Source organism: uncultured Meiothermus sp. (assembly GCF_937863175.1).
Classification (GTDB): Bacteria; Deinococcota; Deinococci; order Deinococcales; family Thermaceae; genus Meiothermus.
Genome location: NZ_CALMCQ010000465.1, coordinates 1 through 2,820, shown reverse-complemented (window position 1 = coordinate 2,820; position 2,820 = coordinate 1). Strand labels below are relative to the sequence as shown.

The 2,820-nt window shown below is 70.4% G+C and carries 4 protein-coding genes; all 4 read left to right on the top strand.

The window, feature by feature from the left end:
• Positions 1 to 88: 88 nt before the first annotated feature.
• Positions 89 to 496 carry a rhodanese-like domain-containing protein gene (locus Q0288_RS17305; protein WP_299433441.1) on the top strand — a complete coding sequence of 136 codons (408 nt, stop codon included), beginning with the start codon at positions 89 to 91 and terminating at the stop codon, positions 494 to 496.
• 21 nt (positions 497 to 517) lie between these two features.
• A complete protein-coding gene (locus Q0288_RS17300; RefSeq protein ID WP_299433438.1) occupies positions 518 to 1,399 on the top strand; it encodes a TlpA disulfide reductase family protein in 882 nt (293 codons plus the stop codon).
• Between the two features lie 17 nt (positions 1,400 to 1,416).
• Positions 1,417 to 2,028 (top strand): hypothetical protein, encoded by a 612-nt coding sequence (locus Q0288_RS17295; protein WP_299433435.1) that lies wholly within the window; start codon positions 1,417 to 1,419, stop codon positions 2,026 to 2,028.
• A 58-nt stretch (positions 2,029 to 2,086) separates the two neighbouring features.
• The coding region (locus Q0288_RS17290) for a hypothetical protein (RefSeq protein WP_299433430.1) at positions 2,087 to 2,820 on the top strand (734 nt) is incomplete at its 3' end.

Here is a 2,820-nt window from a genome sequence, read left to right as displayed (position 1 = left end):
CCCCGGCCCCCTCATGCCGGGCTTTGCAGAAACTTAACACGCCCGCCTTATCTTCGCGCAATCGCCCTGACGCGAGGCGGAGGTAGATGTGCTCAGATTAATGCTGATGGCGGCCCTGCTGCTGGGTTTCTCGCTGGCCCATCCATTTCCCGGCCAGACCGTCCAGACCCAGGGGGGCCGCTGGGGCCTGCTGACCCCGCAGGAACTCAAGGCCCAGCTCGCCGACAAGGACTTCGTGCTGGTCAACACCCACGTCCCCTACGAGGGCGAGCTGCCCCAGACCGACCTGTTCATCGCCTTCGACGCCATCCGAAGCGCCGCCAACCTGCCCAAGGACAAGGCCGCCGAGATCGTGGTCTACTGCCGCTCCGGGCGCATGAGCGCCCTCTCGGCCCAGGCACTGGTGCGGCTGGGCTACACCAACGTGCGCGAGCTCAAGGGCGGGTTCGAGGCGTGGAAGGCGGCGGGCTTCGCCCTCGAGCGCAGGCCCCGCTAGGGCAGAGAGTCGAGGTTGGGGATGCCCGAGGTGTTGAGCGTCGGCCCGTTCCTGGTGGCCACGGTGCGGCTGCTGCTGGTGGCGGGGCTGCTGCTGGCCTCGTGGTGGGGCACGCGGGCGGCTCGGGGGGCCGGGCTGGACGGGCAGTGGGTGGGCAACGTGGTGTTCAATGCCTCCGTAGCCGGGGTGCTGGGGGCGCGGCTGGGCTTCGTGCTGCTCAACTGGGAAGGCTACCGGGACAACCCCCTGACCGCGCTGTACCTGTGGCAGCCGGGGTATCTGCCCTGGGCCGGGGTGCTGGGCGGCCTGGGCTACGGGCTGTGGGCGCTGTCGCGCCGCCCCAAGAGCCAGCGGGCCGCCTACGCCCGCCCCCTGGTGCTGGGCTTCGCGGCGGGCGGGGCGCTGTTCGCCCTCGGCTATTCCCTCACGGGGCTGCGGGCGGGCGACCCGACCCTGGTCAGGCCGGGCGACCCCGCGCCCGAGGTGCGGCTGGTCAACCTCGAGGGACAGCCGGTGGCCCTCTCCGGCTTGCGCGGCAGGGCGGTGGTGCTCAACTTCTGGGCCACCTGGTGCCCGCCCTGCCGCCGCGAGATGCCCCTGCTGGATAGCATACAGGCCGAGTTCAGGGGGCGCGGGCTGGCGGTGGTCGGGGTGGACTTGAACGAAGACCCCCGAACGGTCGCGGCCTACATCCGGCAGGCGGGGGTCGGCTACCCCATCTGGGTGGACGCGCCTCCGGGCCAACCGGGGTATGACCGCACCCAGGCCCTCTACACGCGCTTCGGCGGGGTGGGGCTGCCCACCACCGTCTTCATCCGCCCCGACGGAACCGTTCACTCGCGCCAGGTGGGCGAGCTGAGCCGCGCCAGCCTCACCCGCAACGTCCGGGCCATACTGCCCTAGCTGCCCAGGAGATGCCTTTGCCGACCTCTTTGCTCGAGCGCTCCCCGCTGCGCATCCGCACCAGCCTGGTGTTTCGCCTGCCCGAGGGCGTTCAGCCCAGCGGGAGCCCGCTCCCGCTGGGGTTGCGCCTCTCCCCCGCCGAGCCTGACCTGATTCGGCTCTTCTTCGGCGGGTCGGCCCTCGAAGCGGTCTTCCTGGATTACCTTAGCCAGGGCTTTAGCGGGGCGGTGATCCACGGCCCCCGCGCCTGGGCCGCCTACGGCTGGCTCAGCCATCCCCACACCGCAGGGCCGGTACACCTGCACCCCGAGATACAGCGCCAACCCGCACACTGGCTGTTCGCCTTTCGGACCCTTCCGATATGGCGTGAAAGAGGGCTCTACAAGACGGGCCTGCGCTACTTGATGTCCCAGGCGCTGGCCCAGCCCCACCCAGGGGGCATCTATGTGGACACCCAGGCCGGTAACCTGGCCTCCAGACGCGGCATCCTCTCGGTGGGCTTCGTGCCCTGCGGGGTGGCCAAGACCTACATCGTGGGAGTCCCCAAGCTGCACTGGTGGAAGTGGGGCCACTGGGACGCCGCGCAGCCCCATCCGGCGGCCGACCAAGACCGCTTTACAAGACCTTAATACGACCTGTCTATCGTGACCCCATGGCCCGGCCAAGCCCGACCCCGAGGAGCCTTGCGTGAAGCCGATCTGGTGGCAACTGGGTCTGGGCCTGGCTTCGCTGGTCGGGCTGGTGGCCCTGCTGGTTCAGTCCACGGTTCCCCGGATGCCCGGCATGACCATCACCGGCGGGATGCCCATGGACGGCAACGGCAACCCCAACGGGCGCATGCCGGGCATGACCATGCCGATGGGCAAGGTCGCCACCCGCGACGCCCACGCCCTGGCCCTCCTGCCCTCCGGGCAGGTCTTCTTCGGGCACCACGACGGGGTGCAGCGGTTTGATTCTCAGCAGGGTCTCTGGCGCGACACCCTGCGCCAATCCGACTACGACGCGATGAACCTGGCCTGGGACGGGGAGCGGCTGATCGTGGCCGGACACGGGGTCTACGCCGAGAGCCGCGACCTGAGCCTTTTCCGCGACCTCAAGCCCCGTGGGCTGCCGGGGGGCGACCTCCACGGCTACGCCGTAAACCCGTCCGACCCCCGCCAGCACTACCTCTGGGAGGTGGTCGGGGGGCTGTACCGCAGCGACGACGGCGGGGCCACCTGGAAAGGATTGGCGGGCCGGGGTCTTCCACGAGGGGTGCACACTCTGGCGGTGGACGGCGAAAACCGCCTCTACGCGGGAGGCGCGGGGCTGGGGCTTTACCGCAGCACGGACGGGGGGCGCAGCTTCGCACCCGTAGACCCGCCCGAGACCGACGTGCTGGCGCTGGGCGTGGGGGCCGACTGGAAACTGTACGCGGGGGG